Here is a 22,058-nt window from a genome sequence, read left to right on the forward strand (position 1 = left end):
CATTATCCTTGTGGCACGGGCAGGCCAAGCTGCTCAAAGACGTTTTCGATCAACCCGGCTTCCTGGTAAGGCTTGATGATGTAGCCGTTCACGCCCAGGTCCCTGGCGTGCTGGCGATGCTTCTCGCCGCTGCGTGAAGTGATCATGATCATCGGCACATCCTTGAGGCGCGGATCATTTCGAACATGCGTTGCCAGTTCGTAGCCGTCCATCCTGGGCATCTCGATATCCAGCAGGATCAGGTCGGGGACGCGATCGAACATCGCCTCCACGGCATCCAGCCCGTCGCGTGCGGTGATGACTTCGAGGCCACGGTGTTCGAGCACGCGTGAGGTCACGCGGCGCATGGTGATGGAGTCGTCGACCACCATGACCAGCGGGGTGCGCTTGATTTCCTCGGCTTCTTCGTGTTCCAGGCGGCGGCCGGGCAGCAGCTCCTCGTCGAATGCGTGCCGGATGAGCGGCCCCATGTCGAGAATCGGCACGACCTGGCCGTCGCCGGTAATAGTGCCGCCCAGGATTCCGGTAATGGAGCTGACCTGGGGTCCGACCGGCTTGATCACGATCTCGCGGTGGCCCTTGAGCTCGCTGACGCGCAGGGCGGCGCGATGCTCGCCGGCTTCCACCATGAGCAGCGAAAGGGTGCCCTCGGGCAGTTCCTCCGCGTCGAAGCCGAGCTGCGGCTCCAGTTCCAGCAATGGATAGTCGTCGCCGGCGTATTCCTGGCTGGCGTCGTCAAAGTCGATCTGTCGTTGCCATTCACTGGCCAGCATGCGGGTTACCCCACGCACGGCCTGCAGCGGGATGGCGAACTGGCGATCGGCCACCCTGACCATGATGGCCTGCATCACGGTCAGTGACAGCGGAATGCGGATGGTGAAGCGAGCGCCACGCCCGGTTTCGGTGTGCGCATCGACGCTGCCGCCGATCTGCCGGACTTCGTTGGCCACGACATCCATGCCAATACCGCGCCCGGCCAGTTCACTGACTTCGCTGGCGGTACTGAAGCCCGGCCGGAAGATCAGCTGGGCCAGGGTGTCATCGTCGGTTTCGGCGTTGCTGATCAAGCCCTGGCGCAGGCCACGCTGGCGGATGGCTTCGAGATCCAGCCCGGCACCATCGTCCATGACGCGAATGACCAGTTCCGTGGCCTGGCGCGAGACATCGATGTTGATCGTTCCGGTGTCCGGCTTGCCCGATGCAGTCCGTTCGTCTGCATCCTCGATGCCATGGCTGACGGCATTGCGCAACAGGTGTTCCAGTGGGGCCGTAATGCGGTCCAGCACGCTGCGGTCCAGCTCGCCCTCGCCCTCGACGTGCACGGCCAGTTCGGCCTTCTTGCCCACTTCACGTGCGGCATTGCGTACCACGCGACGCAGTCGCGGCAGCAGGGTGTGGAACGACACCATCCGGGCCTGCATCAGGCCTTCCTGCAACTCGGTGTTGACCCTTGACTGCTGCATCAGCAGCGTTTCGGACTGACGGGTGGCATCGTCAAGAATGCCGGTCAGGCTGGTCAGGTCGGACACACTCTCACCCAGCGCACGAGATAGCTGCTGGATGGTGGAGTAGCGGTCAAGTTCGAGTGGATCGAAGGCTTCATCGGCCGGCCCGTGCTCACGCTCATAGCGTGCCAGGATCTGGGCCTCGGTTTCGATCTCCAGCTTGCGGAGCTGGTCGCGCAGGCGCAGTACGGTCTCGTCGATTTCGGCCACATTGCCGCGGAACACGGTGACCTGTTCTTCCAGGCGAGACCTGAAAATGCTGATCTCGCCGGCATAGTTGACCAGGTTGTCGACCAGGTCCATGGGCACCCGGAGGTTCTCGGTTCGACCGGTCTGCGCCGCGGTATCCTCGGCCTCGTCCTCGGCTTCATCGGCCAGCTCGACGATTTCCTCGGCGGCCTCGGGTTGCAGTGGCTGTTCCCCGGCTTCGAACAGCTCGGCCATGGACTTCTCGGGCATCGGGACGCGCTGCTCGACGGCATCAACCATCGCGTGCAGGTGATCGCATCCGACCTCCAGTGCATCGATTCGCTCGGGTGTGGCCTGTTTGAGCCCGGCGGCGATTCCTTCCAGCAGTTCCTCCATGACATGGGCCACGCTGCCGATGGCATCGATCCCGGCCATGCGAGAGCTGCCCTTGATGGTGTGCAGGTTGCGCTGCAGGACGGTCACCATCGCCCGGTCATCCGGGCTCTCCCGCCATTGCTGCAGTGAATCGTCGGTGTGCTCGAGGACTTCCTGGGCTTCTTCTATGAATGCTTCGAGCAGGTCCTGGTCGAGGCCGGCGTAGAAAGCTGCAGCGACTTCCGCTGGATCAGGTTCCGGCTCGGGCTCAGGTTCGGGCTCGGGCTCGGGCTCCGGCTCGGGTTCGGGCTCGGGTTCGGGCTCGGGCTCGGGTTCGGGCTCCGGCTCGGGTTCGGGCTCGGGCTCGGGCTCGGGCTCCGGTTCGGGTTCCGGTTCGGGCTCCGGTTCGGGCTCCGGTTCGGACTCCGGTTCGGACTCCAGTTCGGACTCCGGCTCAAGCTCAGGTTCTGGGGCAGCCTTAGACTCAGGCGCTATATCCGCAGGGGCCTCGTCGTCCGCTTCCGGCTGCTCCGTGTCATCCGCTTCGGACAGGTCCAGCGATGCGGTTTCGTCGGCGTCGGTAGTACCGTCTTGTTCGCCGTCCTCCGCCTCGCTGGCTGTCGTGCCTGTTTCTCTCTGGTCGTCGCTGCGGTCGACTTCGCCGTCGTCATCAAAACCGAAGACATCGGAGCCGTTGCCGGTAAATTCGGTGACGCCGTCGAACTCGGAAGACAGCGACGTGTCCTCTGTCTCGTCCAGCCAGGGGATATCCTGGGTGGTGCTGCTGTCGCGATGAGCGAGGTTATGCAGCCGACGCAGCTCCTCGCCCAGTGCCGAGGTTTCGAAGGTCTCATCGGCTACTGATTCACCCTGCAGACGGTCCAGCCGGCGACGGAAGATGTGACGACAGGCCTGGATTGCCTGGTAGCCGGCCTCGGTTGGTGGCGCTCCGGTATGGGCCAGCTCCTCGAGATACTGCTCGCAGAGTTGCGCGGTTTCGCTCTCGTTGCCAATGGGCGCCAGGCGCATCGTGCCTTTCATGGTGTGCACAGCCCGTACCAGCGGGTCGTCAATAATGCCCGGCAGGCCGTTCTCCTCGGCCTCGGCGAGCCAGTCTTCCAGCGGCTCGAGGTTTTCCGAGAGCTCCTTGACCATCAGCTCGACCAGTGTCGGGTCCATGCCTTCCAGCTCCGGGGCGGTGGCCTGGGTCGGGGCGGTCGCGGGTGCGGGCTCGGCGCGACCCTCGGCTACGGCCCGGGCGCGTTCGGCCAGTTGCTGGCAGGCTGCCTCGTCGTGGTCTTCGCCTGCGCCACTGCCTGACAGCCGGGCACGCATGGACGGCAGGGCGGTCACTGCTTCGGCAATCAGCCCGATCAGCTGCTCGTCGGGCTGGACCCGGCCATCGAGCACCTGGTTCATCATGTTCTCGAAATCCCAGGCGAATTCGCCGATCTCGCTGGCCCCGGCCATGCGTCCCGATCCCTTGAGGGAATGGAAGGAGCGGCGAATGGTGGTCTGAACTTCGTCATCATGCGGCACGCCGCGCCACTTTTCGAGCATCTCCTGCAGGGTTTCGTATTCCTGGTCGAATTCCTCGAGAAATATCTCGACGATGTCGAAGTCGTCGAACTCGCCGGCTGGCAGGCTGGGCGGCGCGGCTTCCGAAGCCGGCTCGGGTTCTGGCTCCGGCTCAGGTTCTGACTCGCTTGCAGCGGGCTGATCGGCCGGTTCCGTGGGCTCAGGGACGGCAGCTTGTTCCTGTGCTTCAGGGGCTTCTGGGGCCTGCTCGGGTTCGTCGGGTTCGGCCGCTTCGACGGTCACGTCCGCTTCATCGGAAATCGGCAATGCGTCGGGGTCCCAGTATCCCAGCGCCGCCAGGCTCTGCCGGGCATTGTCGAAATGCTCGCCGCCCTGGCGGTCCAGCTCGCTCATGCTTTCCAGATACAGCTCGGCAACGGTCAGCGCCTCGGCCAGGGTCTCGAGGCGTTGCTGATCGAGGCTGCCGTCGCCGTCGATGAAATCTTCCATGACCAGCCGTCGTGCTGCATGCACCAGGCGTGCACCGTCGTCGAGTTCGGCCATCAGCAGGGCATCGCCAATGCGCTCGAGAGCGTCATGGGCCTCGCTGGCTGCATCGGCATCGGCCTTGCCGCGATTGATGGCGTCCAGCAGGCTCTTGGCGTGCGTGAGATCTTCAAGCGCCTCGCTCAGCAACTGGCGCAGAACGCGCTTCTGCTCCGAGGGGGGCAACAAGGTCGTAGCCGTTTCGGCTTCGGTGTCGTCTTCAGCATCCGTTGCCACCAGTCCGGCGCTGTCTTCAAGCTGGGATTCGACAACCAGCAGTTCACGGGCCACGGCGAGCAGGGCCGGGTCATCGGGGTCGGCGCTCAGTTCCGTCAGCCGGCTGGCCTGCGACTTGATCCGTCGTGCCAGATTGTCCAGCCCGAGCATGGACAGGCTTTCGCCGACGGATTCGAGCAGAACCGTCTGTTGTTCGAGCACATCCGGGGCTGTCGCCCCTTCAAGCTGGGAACCCAGGGTGTCCTTGATCTGCGCCAGATCTTCCCGCGCCGCCTGGGTAACGGCTTCGAACAGGGCCCGGTTCTGACCGGCAAGAAACAGCGGGTCTTGGCTGGCGTCGCCAATGCCGTGCTGGTCCAGGGCAAATGCGTCGTGGACCTCGGCGGCCAGGTCTTCCTCGCCGCGCCCGGCACGCGCGACCTCGTAGAGGAAGTCGCGAGTCAGCAGGTCGGCCGCGGTGTCAACCGGCTCTCCTTCGGCGGCCTGCTTGAGCAGCACATCCAGGCGGGCAAAGAGGCGTGCATTATCGGGCCCGGATTCGGCCCGCCCGGCCAGCAGGCTTGCGATCAGTCCGGCTGAAGCCCAGCCGGTCCGGCGCAGCGAGTCGGGTAGTGTGGCCTGGTCGCGAATCTTCAGGCCAACGGCAAGCAGGGTTTCCAGCGCCTCCCGATTCTCATTGTCGACCAGAAAACCACGCAGTGCATGCTGGTAGGCGCGCCGGATATCGGTGGCTTCGATCGTGGTCGGGTCGCCCTCGGGCAGGCTGACCGAGGCCAGGTCCGGCTGGAAGAACTCCTGGGCCTGAAGCAACGGCATGTCGACCAGTTCGCGCAGGCGATTGATCGTGGGGAGTAGCACCGTCGGTGCATCGCGATGCGTGTTCTCGAGGTAATCGAGATAGTCTGGCAGGGTGGCGGTCGCTTCCAGTACCACTGTGACGGTGGCTTCTTCCTGATCGGAAGCAATCTCGCCGCGTTCCAGGGTCTCGATGACCTGGGCCAGGGCCTCCCCGAGCAGTTCGCCGCTGTCGTATTGCAGTACCGACAGGCTGCCGGCAATCTTGCGACCGGCGTCAGCGGCACCGGCCAGGTCGACATCGGAGCGGTCGGTGTCTTCGTCGGCCCATCGTTCGAGCGTTTGCTGGATTTCGCCGCAAAGCTCGTCGATCAGCGGCCGGGTCCACTTCAGGGACTGGTGGCTGGTGTGCGAACTGGTCATGAAATTACCGTGTTCATGGATTCAGGTCGTGCCGCCGCCCCGCCACATTCAGCGGGGCGTCGCGGTCACTTCTCTTCTTCTTCGGGCAGCTTGAAGTCTGCCACCGAGTCACGCAGTTCACGTACCAGCTCGGCAAGGTTGGCGACCGATTCGGCCGTCTTGCCAGTACCTTCGGTCGTCTGGATCGAGATGTCGCGAATGCTGTTCATCATTTTGGCGATGCGTGTGGCATTGCTGGACTCTTCCTGCGCCTGGCGGGAGATGTCCTGAATCAGGCCGGCAAGGTCGTTCGAGACCTTCTCGATCGATTCCAGTGCATCACCGGCGTCCTCGGCCAGTCGGGCACCGGAAACGACCTGGGAGGTGGTCTGTTCCATGGAGGTGACCGCCTCGGAGGTGTCGGCCTGAATGGTTTGCACCAGGGCCTCGATTCGGCGCGTGGCGTTGGTGGCGCGTTCGGCCAGTCGCTGCACTTCGTCGGCCACAACCGCGAAACCGCGTCCGGCGCCACCGGCCGACGCCGCCTGAATGGCAGCATTCAGGGCCAGTACGTTGGTCTGTTCGGAGATGCCGTTAATCAGTTCAACGATATCGCCAATTTCCTGGGAGGACTCACCCAGTCGCTTGATTCGCTTCGAGGTCTCCTGGATCTGGTCGCGAATGCTGTCCATGCCGGAAATGGTCTGGCGCACCATGTCGGCACCGCGGTTGGCGATTTCAACCGAATTCTGGGCCACGTCGGCCGACTCGCTGGAACGCTTGGCCATGTCGTCAAAGGACTGGGCCATTTCGTTGATGGTGTCGGTGGCCGAGCGGATTTCCTTGGCCTGGTGTTCGCTGGCTTCGGCCAGCTGTGTCGTGGTGGCCCGTGTTTCCTGGGCCTGGGCTGCCACCTGCTGGGCTGTTGTGTTGACGTCGGAAACCAGGTCGCGCAGGGCCTCGACGGCGTAGTTGACCGAGTCGGCGATGGCCCCGGTGACGTCTTCGGTCACCGTGGCCTGCACGGTCAGGTCACCTTCGGCCAGCGAGCTCATTTCGTCGAGCAGTCGCAGAATGGCTTCCTGGTTGCGCTGGTTGACCTGGGCGGTCTGGCGCGCGGCGCGGCGCTGGTTGAAGTAGGCGCCGGAGCCGATCAGGATCAGCACGGCCAGCGCACCGGCAGCAAGCGTCAGGCCGGCCAGCAGCGAAGGCCACAGTACATCGTCGCCCAGGGTGGCGTATTCGTCGGCCAGGCTGCGTGCCTGCTCGGTCAGATCCTCGGAATCGAGGAAAATCTCGTCGGCGGATTCGCGCACTTCAAACAGGTCGGTCGATGCGGCCAGAATGGTGTCAATGTGAAAGCTGGCTTCCTCGAAGATCGGGACAACTTCTGCCAGTGATTCGAGAATACGCTGACTGCGTACCGCCGTCAGGTTCAGTTCTTCGTCACCTTCGAGCAGTCCCTGCAGGACGCGTTCGAACATCGCGGCATCGCGACTGAAAGCATCGGCCGCGGTAATGGCGCCGGTGCCGCCGGCAAGAATGTCGTTAACTCGGCGGAGCATGCGATCTGCCAGTGTCAGCTGCCGGCCAGCTACGTAGATCTGCACCGTGGGGGCCCCGGTTTCGATCATGCGCCTGACCACTTCGTCGGACTGGGCCTGGAGTTGCGGGATCAGCGTGGAAAAGGCGGCAGCGCTGTCAGCCAGTTCAATGACCAGGTCGGTACGATCGAGGATGCGATTGCTGTCCTCGTCGATTCTTGACCACAGCTCTTCCAGTGTTGACAGGGGTTCGTGGACCGGTTCCGGCGAGGGCGGCAGGGCGGTGTCGGGGTCGCCGAGGCGCAGCTGGCGGATGGCGCCGGATATGATGTCGCGCGTTTCGCGTAGTTCATCGAATGCATCGAAGTTGCCAACGGCCGCTTCACCGGCCGCCTTGGCCAGCTGCTGGGCGCGCACCTGGATATCGGTGGTCAGCCCCAGGTACTGGGTTTCCTGCTGGTTGCGCTCGTTGAGCAGGTAGAAGTTGCCAGCCAGCAGCCCCAGCAGGAGCACCAGCAGTAAGAACAGCAGCACCTGGAATCCTGATACCCGCTGCCTGGTCGATTGCGTTGCCGCGCTACTCATGCCGTTACCTCGTTGTTTCCTCTGAATGCTGCGGGCGCCATCCTGCTCGGAGCCGGCCGGTGGCGTGCCGCGTCTTGCCTTCTTGTCCGATGAGCCGTCCGTTTGCAACCGGACGGAGTGAAATTCAGTCCCTTCTTGCGCCGTCGATAAAGTCGTTATTGGCCTGTAGTTCGCCGAGCTTGAGTACACCCCAGGTGCGTTCGCTGCTGGTGAACTGGTGGGTCACCAATCCGGCCAGCGGGGTGTCGTTCCAGCTGGTCTCGGGCTCCAGGTCGTCGGTATGAAAATGGCGCTGACCGAACACCTCGTCGACAACGAGCCCGGCGAGCCGCCCTTGAATGCGGGTCACGATCAATCGTGTGCGGGCCGTGACCGGGGTCCGGCTGCCAAACAGAAACCAGCCCAGGTCCGACATGGGAACCAGGTTGCCCCGCACATTGGCCAGGCCGAGCAGCCAGTCTTTGGCGCCTGGAATCTGGGTGTAGTGCGGAAATGCGATGATTTCCTCGATCTGGTCGATCCGGCAGGTCAGAAAGTGATCGCCGAGTCGGAACACGACGCCATCCCAGTTGCTGATCTGCTGTTTGCGAGAGGCTTCGCCGACATCATGAGCCTGGCTGCGCTGCTCATAGTCGTACAGCCGGTCGAGCAGTCGTCGGCTGTTGTCTCCCGCTACCGCTTGTTGTGCCTGTTCCCCTTGCATCGTCCCTCTTGGTGCTCCTGGCTGGGCCACGGATCAGGCCGCCTCCATGCGACTGATCTGCTCGCGCACCGCCGACAGCAGTTCATCGCGCGTGAATGGCTTGGTCAGGTAGTGGTCGGACCCGACGATTCTGCCCCGTGCCTTGTCGAACAGGCCGTCCTTGCTGGTCAGCATGACCACCGGGACACTCTTGAAACGTGCGTTGTTCTTGATAATGGCGCAGGTCTGGTAGCCATCCAGGCGCGGCATCATGATGTCAACGAAGATCAGGCTCGGCTCGTGCTTGTGAATCAGTGACAAGGCCTCGAAGCCATCGTTGGCCGTGATGACCTCGCAACCCTCGCGGCTGAGCATGGTTTCGGCCGAACGACGGATGGTGCGGCTGTCGTCGATCAACAGCACTTTCAGTCCATCCAGGCCGATGTCGCCTTCCTTGCCGCCTTCGGTGTTTTCTTCTGAACTCATGCTTGCCTGCCGCAAATAGCTGGTCTGGTCGTGGTAAGCGTAGGTTAATCCATCTTTGGCGTGTTTGCCAATCCGGTAGAATTGTTCCACAGAAGTTATCGGGATAAAAGGATTTTTCCGGGCCGGACGGGGCATCACTGGTGCAAGCGGTCGTGGTCGGAATCAGCCGGGAGCCAGCATGCGCAAGAATCTCGTCGTCGTCATGGACGATATCGCTGCCATTTCCGTGGTCAAGGACACCAGTTTTGCCATGCTGCTGGAAGGTCAGCGGCGCGGCTATGAGCTGTGGTATCTCAACGAGCACCACCTGGGCCTGGAAGGCGATCGGGTCGTGGCCCGCATGTGGCCGGTGTCGGTGCGCGATCAGGCCGAGGGCTGGTACCGGCTGGGCCGGCCGGTGGAGCGGGCGCTGGGTCCGGATGACCTGGTGCTGATGCGCGCTGACCCACCCGTTGACGCCGCCTACCTGCATGCGACCTACCTGCTCGACTATGCCGAACGAGCCGGTGCGCGGGTGGTCAACCGTCCGGCCGCGCTGCGCGATTTCAATGAGAAGCTGGCCATTGCCCGGTTTCCCGACCTGATTCCCGAAACCCTGGTGTCGCTTGATCCGGCCAGCCTGCGGGCGTTTGTCGAGCGGCGAGGCAAGGCGGTGCTCAAGCCGCTCGACGGCATGGGCGGACACAGCATCTTCCTGGTCGAAGCCGGGGACCCCAATCTCAATGTCATCGTGGAAACACTGACCGCGGGTGTGCGTCTGGCCATGGCGCAGGAGTATCTCCCGGAGATTGCAGACGGTGACAAGCGCGTCCTGCTGATTCATGGCCGGCCGGTCGACTACCTGCTGGCACGGATACCCGGCGAGCGCGACTTTCGCGGCAATCTGGCCCGTGGCGGGCACGGGGAGGGTCGCCCGCTGGCTGCCTCCGATCGGGCGATTGCAGAACGGGTTGGGCCGGTACTTGTCGAACATGGTATCGAGTTCGCCGGACTCGATATCATTGGTGAACGCCTGACCGAGATCAATGTCACCAGTCCGACCTGTGTCCGGGAACTGGACCGGGCTTTCGATATCAACATCATCAGTGACCTTTTCGATGTGATCGACCCATGACGACCGCCCGCCAGTCCACATCGGGCCCCGACACGCTGACCATGGCCATTGCTCTGGCCCTGGCGTTGCATGCCGCGGTCATCGGGCTGGTTCACTTCGATGTGTTCGACGCACGCCCCGACAGCGTGCCGACCAGCCTGGATGTCATTCTGGTGGACTGGGCCACGGACGAAGCGCCGGACGAGGCAGACTTTCTGGCCCAGGCTACGCAGCGCGGCGGCGGTGAGGCGCCCGAGATCGACCGGCCTGCCGAACCGCTGCCATTCAGCGCCGACGAGCCTGAACAGGCCGTGGAACAGGAAGCGGTGGAAAGCACGCCGGAGGATGAGCCCGATTCGCTTCCGGAGGTGGCCCAGGTCGAGGTGCCGGAAGAGACGGTCGCGCCGGTCGAGGAAATAGAGTTCGAGGATGTCCAGCGGGTCGATGCCACGCGCCTGGTCGAGGCTTCACGCGCGATGGCGCGGTCCACGCCGGACCGGTTTGCCGAGGCGCGCGATTTCGCCGAAAGGCCGCGGCGCAAGTTCATCTCTGCCAATACCCAGGAGCATCTTTACGCCGGCTACATGCGTTCCTGGGTGGCCAAGGTCGAACGGATCGGCAATATGAACTATCCTGAGCAGGCGCGTCGGCACAACCTGTCGGGCAGCCTGGTGCTGAGTGTCGACGTGCTGCATGACGGCAGCGTCGAGCAGATTCGGGTGCTGCGCAGTTCCGGCCATGATGTGCTCGACGAAGCAGCGGTGCGCATCGTGCGTCTGTCGGCACCTTTTGCGCCCTTGCCCGAAGCGATTCGTCAGGAAGTCGATGTGCTGACCATTACGCGGACCTGGCAGTTCTCGCCGGCCGGTCGCCTGCATGGCGGGCGCTGACCGCCTTCGCGCCGCCGCTGTGGTCACGCCTTGCTTGGTACAATAAGGCCGTGAGCTATCTTGAACAGCAATTCCTGATCGCGATGCCGGGGCTGGAAGATCCCAACTTCAACCACGGTGTCACCCTTTTGTGTCAGCACAATGAAGAGGGCGCCCTGGGCATCACGGTCAACCGGCTTTCGGAGTTCCTGCTCGAGGATGTCTTCGAGCAGCTCGATATTCCCTGCGAGGATCCGGCCCTGGGCGCCATTCCCGTCTACAGCGGCGGGCCGGTGCATCCGGAACGGGGTTTTGTCCTGCACACGGCGGATCGCCAGTGGGAGAATACCGTCTCGGTAGGATCGGGCATTCTGGTCACGACTTCGAGAGATGTGCTTGAGTCCATTGCCCGAGGAGAGGGGCCTGAAAAATTCCTCGTGGCCCTGGGGTATGCCGGCTGGGGGTCCGGGCAACTGGAAGACGAAATGCGCGACAATGCCTGGCTCAACGTCATGGCCAGCGCCGATATTCTGTTCGATCACCCGCCTGATGATCGTTGGGAGCAGGCCGTGGCCAGTCTGGGCATCGACATCGCCAACTTGCAACCGGTTGGCGGGCATGCCTGAACGCGCATCGGGGGCGCTGATCGGCATTGATTTTGGAACCCGCAAGGTGGGTGTGGCGCTGGGCCACAGCCTGACCGGCTCGGCGCGTCCCCTGGAGCCGGTGCGCTATACGGATCAATCGGCACTGCTGGCCGGCATAGAAGCGGTGTTGAATCGCTGGCGCCCCGAGTGCGTGGTGATCGGGCTCCCGCTGACCGGTGAGGGGGGCGAAAGTGACATGACCCGGAAGGTGCGCGACTTCGCCGCCGACCTGGCCGAACGACAGCCCGGCCTGCAAATCGAGTTTCACGACGAACGAATGACCTCGCTGGCTGCGGCCGATGCCTTTGCCGGCCGGCGCAAGGAAGGCCGTGCGCGCAAGCGCGATGCCCGCCTGCTAGACAGCATGGCCGCAGCCTTGATCCTGGAGTCCTGGATGGCCGAACATGCATGACCAAACCCGTCACCTGCTCGATATCGACCGCTTGACAGACCAGGATATCGAGGTCCTGATCGACCGTGCCTGTGCCCTGGCTGCCGGTGCCGGTGCCAAACGCCTGAAGGGCAGCGTGGCCCATCTGTTCTTCGAGCCCAGCACACGCACGCGTGTCTCTTTCGAGCTGGCCGCTGGCCGGGTCGGGTTGCAGCCGGTCAATGTCGAGATGGCGCAAGCCTCGACTACCAAGGGCGAAAGCCTGGAGGATACGGTGGCCACGCTGGCCGCCATGGGCGTGAACTGCATGGTGTTGCGCCATGCCGAGGCGGGCTTGCATGCACGGCTGGCCGCGACATTGCCGTCGGGCGTGCATTTGGTCAACGCCGGCGAGGGCAGCCGCGCCCATCCCACCCAGGCACTGCTCGATGCCGCCACGCTCCGGGCACGTGGAGTCGACCTGAAAGGTCTCAGGCTGGCCATCGTCGGTGATCTGCGCCATTCGCGTGTGGTCGCATCCGGCCTGCGGCTGTGGCCGCGCCTGGGTGTCGACGATATCCGCCTGGCCGGCCCTGCAGATCTTCTTCCCGATGCGGACAGCGCACCCGACATCATTCATTGCGCCAGCCTGGCAGAGGCGGTGCGTGGTGCCGACGTCATCATGATGCTGCGCATACAACATGAGCGTATGGACCAGTCCGGGTGGCCGGATCCTTCCGCCTACCACGCCGAATGGGGGCTGAGAACCGAACATCTCGACCTGGCGGCAAGGAATTGTGTCGTCATGCATCCGGGCCCGATCAACCGCGGTGTCGAGATCGCCGCCGAAGTCGCCGACGGCAACCGCTCACTGATCCTCGATCAGGTACGCATGGGCGTGTTCATGCGCATGGCGGTTTTCGAGTGGCTGTTTGGGGCGCTGCGCGCCGGATAGACGAAGCACGGAAAGCGGGAGACGGGAGACGGTAGGGCGTGCGCGCATTGCCGTCTTCCGTCTTCCCTCTTCCCCTCTTTCCCTCTCCCCATTTCCTTACAATACCCCCATGAACATCCAAATCAACGGACAGCCCCGCGAAACGGCTGACAACCTGACCGTGGCCGCGTTGCTCGAGGAGCTGGGCTACGGCGAAAAGCGTGTGGCGGTCGAGCGCAACGGGGAGTTGGTGCCCAAGAGCCGGCATGGCGAGGAGTTGCTGGCCGACGGGGATCACATTGAAATCGTTCAGGCCATTGGCGGAGGCTGAGTAAGCAATGACGGAAGTGAAGCAGGACCGACCGCTGGTGATTGCGGGCCGGGAGTATCGTTCGCGCCTTCTCACCGGGACCGGCAAGTACGCCGATCTCGAACAGACGCGTGCGGCCACAGAGGCGGCCGGGGCCGAGATCGTCACCGTGGCGATCCGCAGAAGCAATATCGGGCAGGACCCCGATGAGCCCAATCTGCTCGATGTACTGCCACCGGATCAGTACACCATCCTGCCCAACACCGCCGGCTGCTTCAATGCCGACGATGCCGTGCGTACTTGCCGGCTGGCGCGTGAGCTGCTCGATGATCACACACTGGTCAAGCTGGAGGTGCTGGGCGACGAACGCACCCTGTTTCCGGATGTGGTCGAAACCATCCGGGCGGCCGAAACCCTGATCGACGAGGGTTTCGAGGTCATGGTCTACACCAATGACGACCCGATTCTGGCACGTCGCTTCGAGGACATGGGCTGTGTCGCGGTCATGCCGCTGGCCGCGCCCATCGGTTCGGGCCTGGGCATACAGAACCACTGGAATATTCTCGAGATCGTGGAGAACGCCGGCGTTCCGATCCTGGTGGATGCCGGCGTGGGCACGGCTTCGGATGCGGCCATCGCCATGGAGCTGGGTTGTGATGGCGTCTTGATGAATACCGCCATCGCCGGCGCGACTGATCCGGTACGCATGGCGCGCGCCATGAAACTGGCCATCGAGGCCGGGCGAGAGGCTTATATTGCCGGGCGCATACCCAAGAAGCGCTTTGCCTCGGCCTCTTCGCCGATTGAGGGGACGTTTTTCTAGGGTGAGTCACGGGCCGCGGGCGGAGTGATCTTGTCGTGAATGAGTCGCAACACAGGCGCAGGGTGCGCAGTTTCGTGCGCCGGCCCGGGCGATTGACGCCGGGTCAGCAGCGTGCGTTGGAAGAGTTGCTGCCGAGCCATGGCATCGAACCCGACTGCGCGGATCTGCGCGCCGCTTTCGAACGCGATGCGCCGCTGGTCGTCGAGATCGGATTCGGCAATGGTCAGGCGCTGGCCTGGATGGCAGCCAATGAGCCGGACAAGAACTTCGTCGGGATCGAGGTGCACGAGCCCGGTGTCGGGCGCTTGTTGCGCAGTGTCGAATCGAAAGGGCTGGGCAACGTGCGTGTGGCCATGCGCGATGCCGTGGAGGTGTTGCGCGAACAGTGCCTGCCGGAATCGCTGGACGAGGTGCGGATCTACTTCCCGGACCCCTGGCCCAAGAAACGCCACCACAAGCGCCGCCTGATCCAGCCGCCGTTTCTTGAGTTGCTGGCCTCGCGCATGGTCGACGGCGGCATCCTGCATCTGGCCACCGACTGGGCGCCGTATGCCGAGTGGATGGTGGAAGCACTATCGGCCGTTCCGGTATTCCGGCTGGAAGGGGAACCTTTCGGCCAGCGACCGTCCTGGCGACCAAGTACGCACTTCGAGCAACGCGGCCAGCGCAAGGGGCACGAGATCTTCGATATTGTGTGTCGTCTGACGTCCGACGCCTGACGCCTCACCCGCAGCTCAAAACTCCCGATTCACCATGCGTGTGGCCAGCCAGGCCAGGCTATCGGTGTTGTGACCCAGCCGGTCTAAGCAGGATCGCGCCTCGTCGACCAATTCATCAATGCGTTGATTGGCCGCCTCCACGCTTCTCAGTGCCGGCCAGGTGGGCTTGTTTCGGGCCTGGTCAGCCCCCTGGGGTTTGCCGATGACTTCTGTCTTGCCCTCGACATCGAGCACATCATCGCGAATCTGGAATGCCAGCCCGATGCAGTCGCCGAACCGCGCCAGGGTGCGGCCGTCGGTCTGTTCCAGTTCGGGGCGAAGCGCGCACGGCATGGTCACGGCGGCCCGGATCAGTGCACCGGTTTTCTGGCAATACATGGCTTCCAGTTCGGCAATGCCGGGCTGCTTCCCCTCGTAGGACAGGTCCAGCGCCTGGCCGCCGGCCATGCCATCAACGCCACAGGCCCGCGACAGGATGGCGATCATTCGCCCCCGCGCCGCTTCTGCCCGGTCGAGTGCGGGATGTTCACCCAGTATCTGGAAAGCCAGGGCCTGTAGTGCGTCACCGGTCAGGATGGCTGTGGCTTCATCGTATGCCAGGTGCAGGGTGGGTCGGCCCCGCCGCAGGTCATCGTCATCCATGGCCGGCAGGTCGTCGTGGACCAGCGAATAACAGTGAATGAGCTCGACAGCGCTGGCCGGCGCATCCAGCAGCTCCGGCGAAATGTCCAGCGCCCGGCCGGCGGCGTGGACCAGCAGGGGGCGAAGTCGCTTGCCGCCATTGAAAACGGCGTATTGCAGCGCCTGGTGCAGGCGAGTGGCTTTGCACTCATGGCACTTGAGGTGTTGCTCCAGTACCGAATTCACCCGCGCGACGATGGCGTCGGGCTGGTGCCGTGAGCGGCCCGGGCTGTCCCCCGGACCGTTCCTGTCGGCACTCATTTCAGTCGAAGGGCCAGATTCGTCGCCACATGCTTTCGTGTTCTTCGTCGATATCGACATCGCCGTAGTTGTGTTCCAGTGTTCGGCGGGTGTCGGCGGCCAGCTCGGGCAGATCGAGCCGGTTGTAGGCACGCGCCATCAGGTCCAGTGCATTGATGTTGGCCGGCGCCTGCGGGTAGTTTTCGATGACGTACTTGGCACGGTTGAGCGCGGCAATATACGCACCGCGCCGGAAATAATACTCGCCGACGACGATGTCATGTTCGGCCATCACGTTTCTCAGAAAGACCATGCGCTGGCGGGCGTCGGCCACGTACCGGCTCTGCGGGTGGCGTCGGACCAGTTCCTGGAACATCGAAAATGCTTCCTGGGCACTGGTCTGGTCGCGGTCCACCACCTGGCCGGGGAATACCCGTCGCAAAAAGCCCATGGTTTCGTCGTAGTGCACCAGTCCCTGGAGATACCACGCATAATCAACGTTGGGGTGTGTCGGGTAGGTGCGAATGAAACGGTTGAGCGTGGCGATCGCATGTTCGGGCTCGCGGGCACGGTACAAGGCATAGGCCATGTCGAGCTGGGCCTGTTCGGCATGTCGACCAAAGGGGTAGCGTGTGGTCAGTTGCCGGTAATGCTGGATGGCCCGGGTGTAGTTGCGCCTTTGCAGCAATTCGTGGGCTTCCTCATACATCTGCTCGGGGCCGCGGTCGTCGTCGCGCGTGTCGCGGGCACAGCCGGCCAGGGCCACCGTGGCCACGATCAGGGCCAAAATGACCAGGCGAATCGAAGGGGTCTTGACGGGTTGATTCTGCATAATAGGGCGCATGATACGGGATGCCGGAGGGCGCGTGGGCGCAAATCATGCCAGTTGGACCGATAAGCGGACGTTAAGGCCATGACCGAACAAGCCGAACGAATCGAGAGACGGGTCGTCATGACGCCAGAGGTTGCCGGGCAGCGACTGGACCAGGCGCTGGCCGGGTTGTGGTCGGATTTTTCCCGCAGTCGACTGGCCGGCTGGATCAAGTCGGGCGAGATTCGCGTCGATGGCCGGCAGGTCAAGCCGCGCCATGCCCTGGTCGGCCACGAAGTCGTGAGCCTGTCGGCCGAACTGGTGCCGCATGCCGAGATCGCGGCCGAGGAGATCGAGCTGGATATTCTCATTGACGACCCGGAGTTCCTGGTTGTCAACAAGCCGGCCGGGCTGGTGGTGCATCCCGGTTCGGGCAATGCCGATGGCACCCTGGTCAATGCGTTGCTGCATTTCGATCCGGCCCTGGCGCCATTGCCCCGCGCCGGTCTCGTGCACCGGCTCGACAAAGACACCAGCGGTTGCCTGGTGGTTGCCCGCACCAGCGGAGCGCACAAGTACCTGGTTGCTGCACTGAAAAAGCGCAGTATCAAACGACGCTACCAGGCGCTGGTCTGGGGCCACATGGTCGCGGGGGGGGCGGTCGACCAGCCCCTGGGCCGCCATCCGGTCGACCGGCGCCGGCAGGTGGTGCGCCATGATGGCCGCCGTGCACTTACGCATTATCGCGTCGCCCGTCGGCTGGCGGGCGGCACACTGCTGGATGTCGAGCTCGAGACCGGCCGTACCCACCAGATTCGCGTGCACATGGCGCATATTCAGCACCCCATCGTGGGCGATCCGATGTATGGCCGGCGCGGTGCGCCTGCGGGGCTGAATGAAGCGCAGCGCAAGGCGTGGCGTGAATTTTCGCGCCAGGCCCTGCATGCCTGCGCCATTGCCTTTGAGCATCCGGCCAGCGGAGAGACCGTGCATGCCAGCGCGCCACTGCCGGCCGACATGCAGGCCCTTGTCGACTTGCTGGAGTCTTCGGATGGAATGGCTGCGTCCTGACTGGCCGGTAGTCGATCATGTCGTCGCGGGTGCCACGACGCGCCGCGACGGTTTCAGCGCGGGCGCCTGGACGAGTCTCAATCTGGGTTTCAACAGCGGCGATGACCCGGCCTGTGTGGAAAGGAATCGGAGTTTGCTCCAAAGCCGATTGCCAGCCGCCCCGGCCTGGCTCAGACAGGTGCATGGCACCGATGTTGTGCATGTGGGCGACTGGCATGAAGGTATCGAGGCCGATGGTGCCTGGACCGACCGGCCCGGCGAGGTGGCGGCGGTGCTGACTGCCGACTGCCTGCCGGTGCTCATGGCCGACCGTGGCGGCAGCGTCGTGGCCGCCGTTCATGCCGGTTGGCGTGGACTGGCCGCCGGTGTGCTCGAACGCGCGGTCTCGATGCTGCCCGTGCCGTCAGACACGCTGTACGCCTGGATAGGTCCGGCCATCTGTGCTGACTGTTACCAGGTGGGCGAGGAGGTTCGTGCAGCCATGCTGGCCGGCGATCCGGCAGCGGCCGCGGGATTTCGTGGTGACGGCGATCGCTGGCGTGCCGACCTCAAGGCACTGGCGGCACTAAGGCTGGGGCGCCAGAGTGTGCAGGTGCACGATTGTGGCCGATGTACCCACTGCGAGCCTGAAACCTTCTACTCGTTTCGTCGTGACGGTGTCACCGGCCGAATCGCGAGCCTGATCTGGCTGGAACAGGGACGCATAGGGTAGAATGCTCTCCCGGATTTACTGAACTTGGACTTCCGGGCATGACCTCTCTTATTTTCGTTACCGGCGGCGTGGTGTCGTCCCTGGGCAAGGGGATCGCGGCCGCATCGCTGGGCTCCATACTCGAAGCCCGGGGCCTCAGGGTCACGCTGCTCAAACTCGACCCGTACATCAATGTCGATCCGGGCACCATGAGCCCGTTTCAGCATGGCGAGGTGTTCGTAACCGAGGACGGCGCCGAAACCGACCTCGATCTGGGTCATTACGAGCGCTATGTGCGCACGCGCATGACCCAGCGCAACAATTTCACGACCGGGCGCATCTACGCCAACGTGATAGCCAAGGAGCGCCGCGGCGATTACCTGGGCTCGACCGTGCAGGTGATTCCGCATATCACCGATGAAATCAAGGATTCGGTCAACCAGGCGGTCGAGGGCTATGACGTGGCCCTGATCGAGATTGGCGGCACGGTCGGCGATATCGAATCGCTGCCCTTTCTCGAGGCCATCCGTCAGCTTGGTTTCGAGTATGGCAAGCAGGCACTTTACATGCACCTCACGCTGGTGCCGTACCTGCGCGCGGCCAACGAGATCAAGACCAAGCCCACCCAGCACTCGGTCAAGGAGCTCCGATCCATCGGTATCCAGCCCGATGTGCTGTTGTGTCGCTGCGAACGCATGCTCTCCGACGAGGAGCGCAAGAAGATCGCACTGTTTACCAACGTCGCCCCGGAAGCTGTGGTCTCGGCGGTGGATGTCGACTCGATCTACAAGATCCCGCTGTTCTATCACCGTCAGGGGCTGGACCGTATCGTGCTCGACCGGCTCGCGCTCAAGACCTCCGCGCCAGATCTTTCGGACTGGGAACGAGTGGTCGAATCGCTTTCACGCCCCGAGCACGAAGTCACGGTGGCCATGGTCGGCAAGTACGTCGAACATGCCGATGCCTACAAGTCGCTCAACGAAGCGCTGACTTCCGGCGGCCTGGCCGATCGCGTCAAGGTGCGTATCAAGCCGGTTGAATCCGAGGAAATCGAAAGCAGTGGCACCGGCGTGCTAGAAGACGTCGATGCCATCCTGGTGCCGGGTGGTTTCGGCGAGCGCGGCTTCGAGGGCAAGATCGAAGCGATTCGCTTTGCCCGCGAGAAGGGTATTCCCTACTTGGGCATCTGTCTCGGACTGCAGGCCGCAGTGGTCGAATTTGCCCGTAACGTGTGTGGCCTGGAGGGCGCCAGCTCAACCGAGATCAATGCTGAAACGCCGCATCCGATTATCGGCCTGATCACCGAGTGGCTGGACGAGAAGGGGCAACGCGAGCTCAGGGACGAGAATGCCGATCTGGGTGGGACCATGCGTCTGGGTGCCCAGCGTTGCCGGCTGCAACCGAACACGCAAGCGCGCAAGCTCTATGGCAAGGACGAGATTCTCGAACGCCATCGCCACCGCTACGAGTTCAACAATGCCTACCGCGACGCACTGACCGACAACGGCATGCTGCTGTCGGGTTTCTCGGTCGACGGCATGCTCGTCGAGATGGTCGAGCTGCCTGATCACCCCTGGTTCCTGGCCTGCCAGTTCCACCCGGAGTTCACCTCGACTCCGCGCGAAGGACATCCACTGTTCACCGGATTTATCCGTGCCGCCCTGGCGCAGCATGAGGCAGGCAAGGCTGGTGCCCGGGCGGTGGGCGCATGAAGTTGTGCGACTTCGAGGTCGGTCTGGACCGCCCACTGTTTCTGATCGCCGGGCCGGACACGCTGGAATCGGAGCAACTCTGCCTGGATGTTGCCGGCCATCTTGCCGAGGTCACTGCCCGACTGGGCGTCTGTTACATCTTCAAGGGCTCGTTCGACAAGGCCAACCGTACGTCGGTCAAGAGCTACCGCGGCCCGGGTCTTGAAGGCGGGCTGAAGATCCTTGAGGCGGTGCGCGAGCAGGTCGGCGTGCCGGTACTCACCGATGTGCATGAAGACACGCCGCTGGGAGAGGTTGCCGATGTCGTCGACGTGATCCAGACGCCGGCGTTTCTGTGCCGTCAGACCAACTTCATACAGAACGTGGCGCGTTGCGGCAAGCCGGTCAATCTCAAGAAGGGCCAGTTCCTGTCACCCTGGGAAATGACCAAGGTGGTCGAGAAGGCGCGCGAGACCGGCAATGACCAGCTCATGGTCTGCGAGCGCGGCTACATGTTCGGCTACAACAACCTGGTCGCCGACATGCGTTCACTGGCGATCATGCGCGAGACCGGATGCCCGGTGGTGTTCGATGCCACCCACTCGGTCCAGCTTCCGGGCGGACAGGGCGAGTCTTCGGGCGGGGCGCGCGAGTTCATCCCGGTGCTGGCCCGCGCCGCGGTCGGAGTGGGCGTGGCCGGCATCTTCTGCGAAACCCATCCGAAGCCGGAAGAAGCCTTGTGCGATGGTCCCAACTCCATGCGTCTTTCAGAGATGGAGGCGCTGCTGGAAACCCTGGTCGCGATAGACAGGGTCGTCAAGTGACGATGCGGTAAAAGGTGAAAGGTGAATGGTGAAAGGAGTTGGGTTCCGGTCATCCTTTCACCTTTCACCTTTCACCTTTTTCCTTTACTTTCCGAACAACGTGAGGAACCTCATGAAAATCACCCACATCCAAGCCATCGAAATTCTCGACTCACGCGGCAACCCAACACTGGAGGCCGAAGTGCATACCGACGGCGGTTGCCTGGGGCGGGCGGCCGTGCCGTCCGGTGCCTCGACCGGCGCGCGCGAGGCCGTCGAGCTGCGCGACGGCGGGGATCGCTACCTCGGCAAGGGTGTCAGTCAGGCAGTAGCCAACGTCAACGGTCCGATTGCCGATGCACTCCTGGGCATCGACGTGAGCGACCAGGAGGGCATTGACCGGCGGCTCATCGAGCTTGATGGCAGTGACAACAAGTCGAAACTGGGTGCCAATGCCTTGCTGGGCGTGTCGCTGGCCTGTGCCCACGCTGCGGCCCACGGCCAGAATCGGTGGTTGTGGGAGCACCTGCTCGAGCAGACCGGGCACACGCCCAGCCTGCCGGTGCCGATGATGAATATCCTCAATGGCGGCGCGCATGCCGACAATCGTGTCGATATTCAGGAGTTCATGATCATGCCGGTGGGGCTGCCCGACTTTCCATCGGCCTTGCAGGCGGGCACGGAGGTCTTTCATGCACTCAAGTCCATCCTGCGTCAGCGTGGCTTGAACACGGCCGTGGGTGACGAGGGCGGTTTTGCACCCGATCTGTCATCCAACGAGGCCGCGCTGGAGTTGTTGATGACCGCCATTGCCGAGGCTGGATACAAGGCCGGCGAGGAGATTGCGCTGGCACTGGACGTGGCTTCCAGCGAATTCTGCCGCGAAGGTCAGTACGTGCTCGACGCCGAGGGTCGGGTCTTCGATTCGGCCGGTTTTGCCGCCTACCTGGCCGAGCTGGCTGGCCGTTACCCCATCATCTCCATCGAAGACGGCATGGACGAAGATGACTGGGAAGGCTGGCGGGCCCTGACCGAGCGCATTGGTGGACAGGTACAGCTGGTCGGCGATGACCTCTTCGTGACCAACACCTCCATTCTCAAGCGCGGTATCGACGAAAAGATCGGCAACGCCATCCTCATCAAGCCCAACCAGATCGGCACACTGACCGAGACGTTGCAGGCCATTGACATGGCCCGGGATGCGGGCTTCGGGACCATCATTTCGCATCGCTCCGGCGAAACCGAGGATGTCACGATTGCCGATCTGGCAGTGGCCACCGACGCCGGCCAGATCAAGACCGGTTCTCTGTGCCGGTCCGACCGGGTCGCCAAGTACAATCAGTTGCTGCGCATTCATGCCCGTCTCGGCGAGCGCAGCCGCTACGCCGGTGTGGGCGGCGGCTACCGGCGTGGGTGAAGCAATTTGAGATCGGATCAGGTG

At 63.4% G+C, this 22,058-nt stretch carries 19 protein-coding genes; 13 read left to right on the forward strand and 6 right to left on the reverse strand.

Going from position 1 to position 22,058, the window contains the following annotated elements; all coding sequences use genetic code 11:
* Positions 1-2: 2 nt before the first annotated feature.
* The 4 genes from IC757_RS02020 to IC757_RS02035 all read right to left on the reverse strand — a co-directional run bounded on the left by IC757_RS02020 (position 3) and on the right by IC757_RS02035 (position 8,864).
* Positions 3-5,588, reverse strand: a complete 5,586-nt coding sequence (locus tag IC757_RS02020; protein WP_190975741.1) for an Hpt domain-containing protein — start codon at positions 5,586-5,588, stop codon at positions 3-5.
* A gap of 65 nt (positions 5,589-5,653) precedes the next feature.
* The gene (locus tag IC757_RS02025) at positions 5,654-7,696 is read right to left on the reverse strand and encodes a methyl-accepting chemotaxis protein (protein WP_190975742.1); all 2,043 of its coding nucleotides are present in this window, start codon (positions 7,694-7,696) and stop codon (positions 5,654-5,656) included.
* Between the two features lie 124 nt (positions 7,697-7,820).
* The gene (locus IC757_RS02030) at positions 7,821-8,399 is read right to left on the reverse strand and encodes a chemotaxis protein CheW (protein WP_190975743.1); all 579 of its coding nucleotides are present in this window, start codon (positions 8,397-8,399) and stop codon (positions 7,821-7,823) included.
* Between the two features lie 33 nt (positions 8,400-8,432).
* Positions 8,433-8,864 carry a response regulator gene (locus IC757_RS02035; RefSeq protein WP_190975744.1) on the reverse strand — a complete coding sequence of 144 codons (432 nt, stop codon included), beginning with the start codon at positions 8,862-8,864 and terminating at the stop codon, positions 8,433-8,435.
* 178 nt (positions 8,865-9,042) lie between these two features.
* On the opposite strand from IC757_RS02035, the gene gshB reads away from it, so the two are divergent.
* The 8 genes from gshB to trmB all read left to right on the forward strand — a co-directional run bounded on the left by gshB (position 9,043) and on the right by trmB (position 14,629).
* Positions 9,043-9,978, forward strand: coding sequence for a glutathione synthase (gene gshB / locus IC757_RS02040; protein WP_190975745.1), 936 nt, complete (start codon positions 9,043-9,045; stop codon positions 9,976-9,978).
* On the forward strand, positions 9,975-10,847 hold the full coding sequence (locus IC757_RS02045; protein WP_190975746.1) for an energy transducer TonB: 873 nt from the start codon (positions 9,975-9,977) through the stop codon (positions 10,845-10,847). Before gshB ends, IC757_RS02045 begins: the two co-directional genes overlap by 4 nt.
* 83 nt (positions 10,848-10,930) lie before the next feature.
* Positions 10,931-11,452 (forward strand): YqgE/AlgH family protein, encoded by a 522-nt coding sequence (locus IC757_RS02050; RefSeq protein WP_190976902.1) that lies wholly within the window; start codon positions 10,931-10,933, stop codon positions 11,450-11,452.
* Positions 11,445-11,885, forward strand: coding sequence for a Holliday junction resolvase RuvX (ruvX, locus tag IC757_RS02055; protein WP_190975747.1), 441 nt, complete (start codon positions 11,445-11,447; stop codon positions 11,883-11,885). The genes IC757_RS02050 and ruvX overlap by 8 nt, the downstream gene beginning before the upstream one ends.
* Positions 11,878-12,798 (forward strand): aspartate carbamoyltransferase catalytic subunit, encoded by a 921-nt coding sequence (locus tag IC757_RS02060; protein WP_190975748.1) that lies wholly within the window; start codon positions 11,878-11,880, stop codon positions 12,796-12,798. The genes ruvX and IC757_RS02060 overlap by 8 nt, the downstream gene beginning before the upstream one ends.
* A gap of 109 nt (positions 12,799-12,907) precedes the next feature.
* Complete coding sequence (gene thiS, locus IC757_RS02065) at positions 12,908-13,108, forward strand: sulfur carrier protein ThiS (RefSeq protein WP_190975749.1); 201 nt, start codon at positions 12,908-12,910, stop codon at positions 13,106-13,108.
* A gap of 7 nt (positions 13,109-13,115) precedes the next feature.
* Positions 13,116-13,910, forward strand: a complete 795-nt coding sequence (locus IC757_RS02070) for a thiazole synthase (protein WP_190975750.1) — start codon at positions 13,116-13,118, stop codon at positions 13,908-13,910.
* Positions 13,911-13,945: 35 nt separating this feature from the next.
* Positions 13,946-14,629 (forward strand): tRNA (guanosine(46)-N7)-methyltransferase TrmB, encoded by a 684-nt coding sequence (gene trmB, locus IC757_RS02075; RefSeq protein WP_190975751.1) that lies wholly within the window; start codon positions 13,946-13,948, stop codon positions 14,627-14,629.
* Between the two features lie 15 nt (positions 14,630-14,644).
* On the opposite strand, the gene IC757_RS02080 is transcribed toward trmB, so the two are convergent.
* The gene (locus IC757_RS02080; RefSeq protein WP_190975752.1) at positions 14,645-15,571 is read right to left on the reverse strand and encodes a polyprenyl synthetase family protein; all 927 of its coding nucleotides are present in this window, start codon (positions 15,569-15,571) and stop codon (positions 14,645-14,647) included.
* Between the two features lies 1 nt (position 15,572).
* On the reverse strand, positions 15,573-16,382 hold the full coding sequence (locus IC757_RS02085) for an outer membrane protein assembly factor BamD (protein WP_223846214.1): 810 nt from the start codon (positions 16,380-16,382) through the stop codon (positions 15,573-15,575).
* 81 nt (positions 16,383-16,463) lie between these two features.
* Here IC757_RS02085 and rluD point away from each other — a divergent pair, with 81 nt between their 5' ends.
* The 5 genes from rluD to eno all read left to right on the forward strand — a co-directional run bounded on the left by rluD (position 16,464) and on the right by eno (position 22,034).
* Positions 16,464-17,432, forward strand: a complete 969-nt coding sequence (gene rluD / locus IC757_RS02090) for a 23S rRNA pseudouridine(1911/1915/1917) synthase RluD (protein WP_190975754.1) — start codon at positions 16,464-16,466, stop codon at positions 17,430-17,432.
* Positions 17,413-18,144 carry a peptidoglycan editing factor PgeF gene (gene pgeF, locus IC757_RS02095; RefSeq protein WP_190975755.1) on the forward strand — a complete coding sequence of 244 codons (732 nt, stop codon included), beginning with the start codon at positions 17,413-17,415 and terminating at the stop codon, positions 18,142-18,144. The genes rluD and pgeF overlap by 20 nt, the downstream gene beginning before the upstream one ends.
* Before the next feature lie 38 nt (positions 18,145-18,182).
* Complete coding sequence (locus IC757_RS02100) at positions 18,183-19,835, forward strand: CTP synthase (protein ID WP_190975756.1); 1,653 nt, start codon at positions 18,183-18,185, stop codon at positions 19,833-19,835.
* On the forward strand, positions 19,832-20,638 hold the full coding sequence (gene kdsA, locus IC757_RS02105; protein WP_190975757.1) for a 3-deoxy-8-phosphooctulonate synthase: 807 nt from the start codon (positions 19,832-19,834) through the stop codon (positions 20,636-20,638). Before IC757_RS02100 ends, kdsA begins: the two co-directional genes overlap by 4 nt.
* Positions 20,639-20,750: 112 nt before the next feature.
* Positions 20,751-22,034 (forward strand): phosphopyruvate hydratase, encoded by a 1,284-nt coding sequence (gene eno / locus IC757_RS02110; RefSeq protein ID WP_190975758.1) that lies wholly within the window; start codon positions 20,751-20,753, stop codon positions 22,032-22,034.
* Positions 22,035-22,058 lie beyond the last annotated feature (24 nt).

Origin of the sequence: Wenzhouxiangella sp. AB-CW3 (assembly GCF_014725735.1) — a bacterium.
Lineage (GTDB): Bacteria > Pseudomonadota > Gammaproteobacteria > Xanthomonadales > Wenzhouxiangellaceae > Wenzhouxiangella.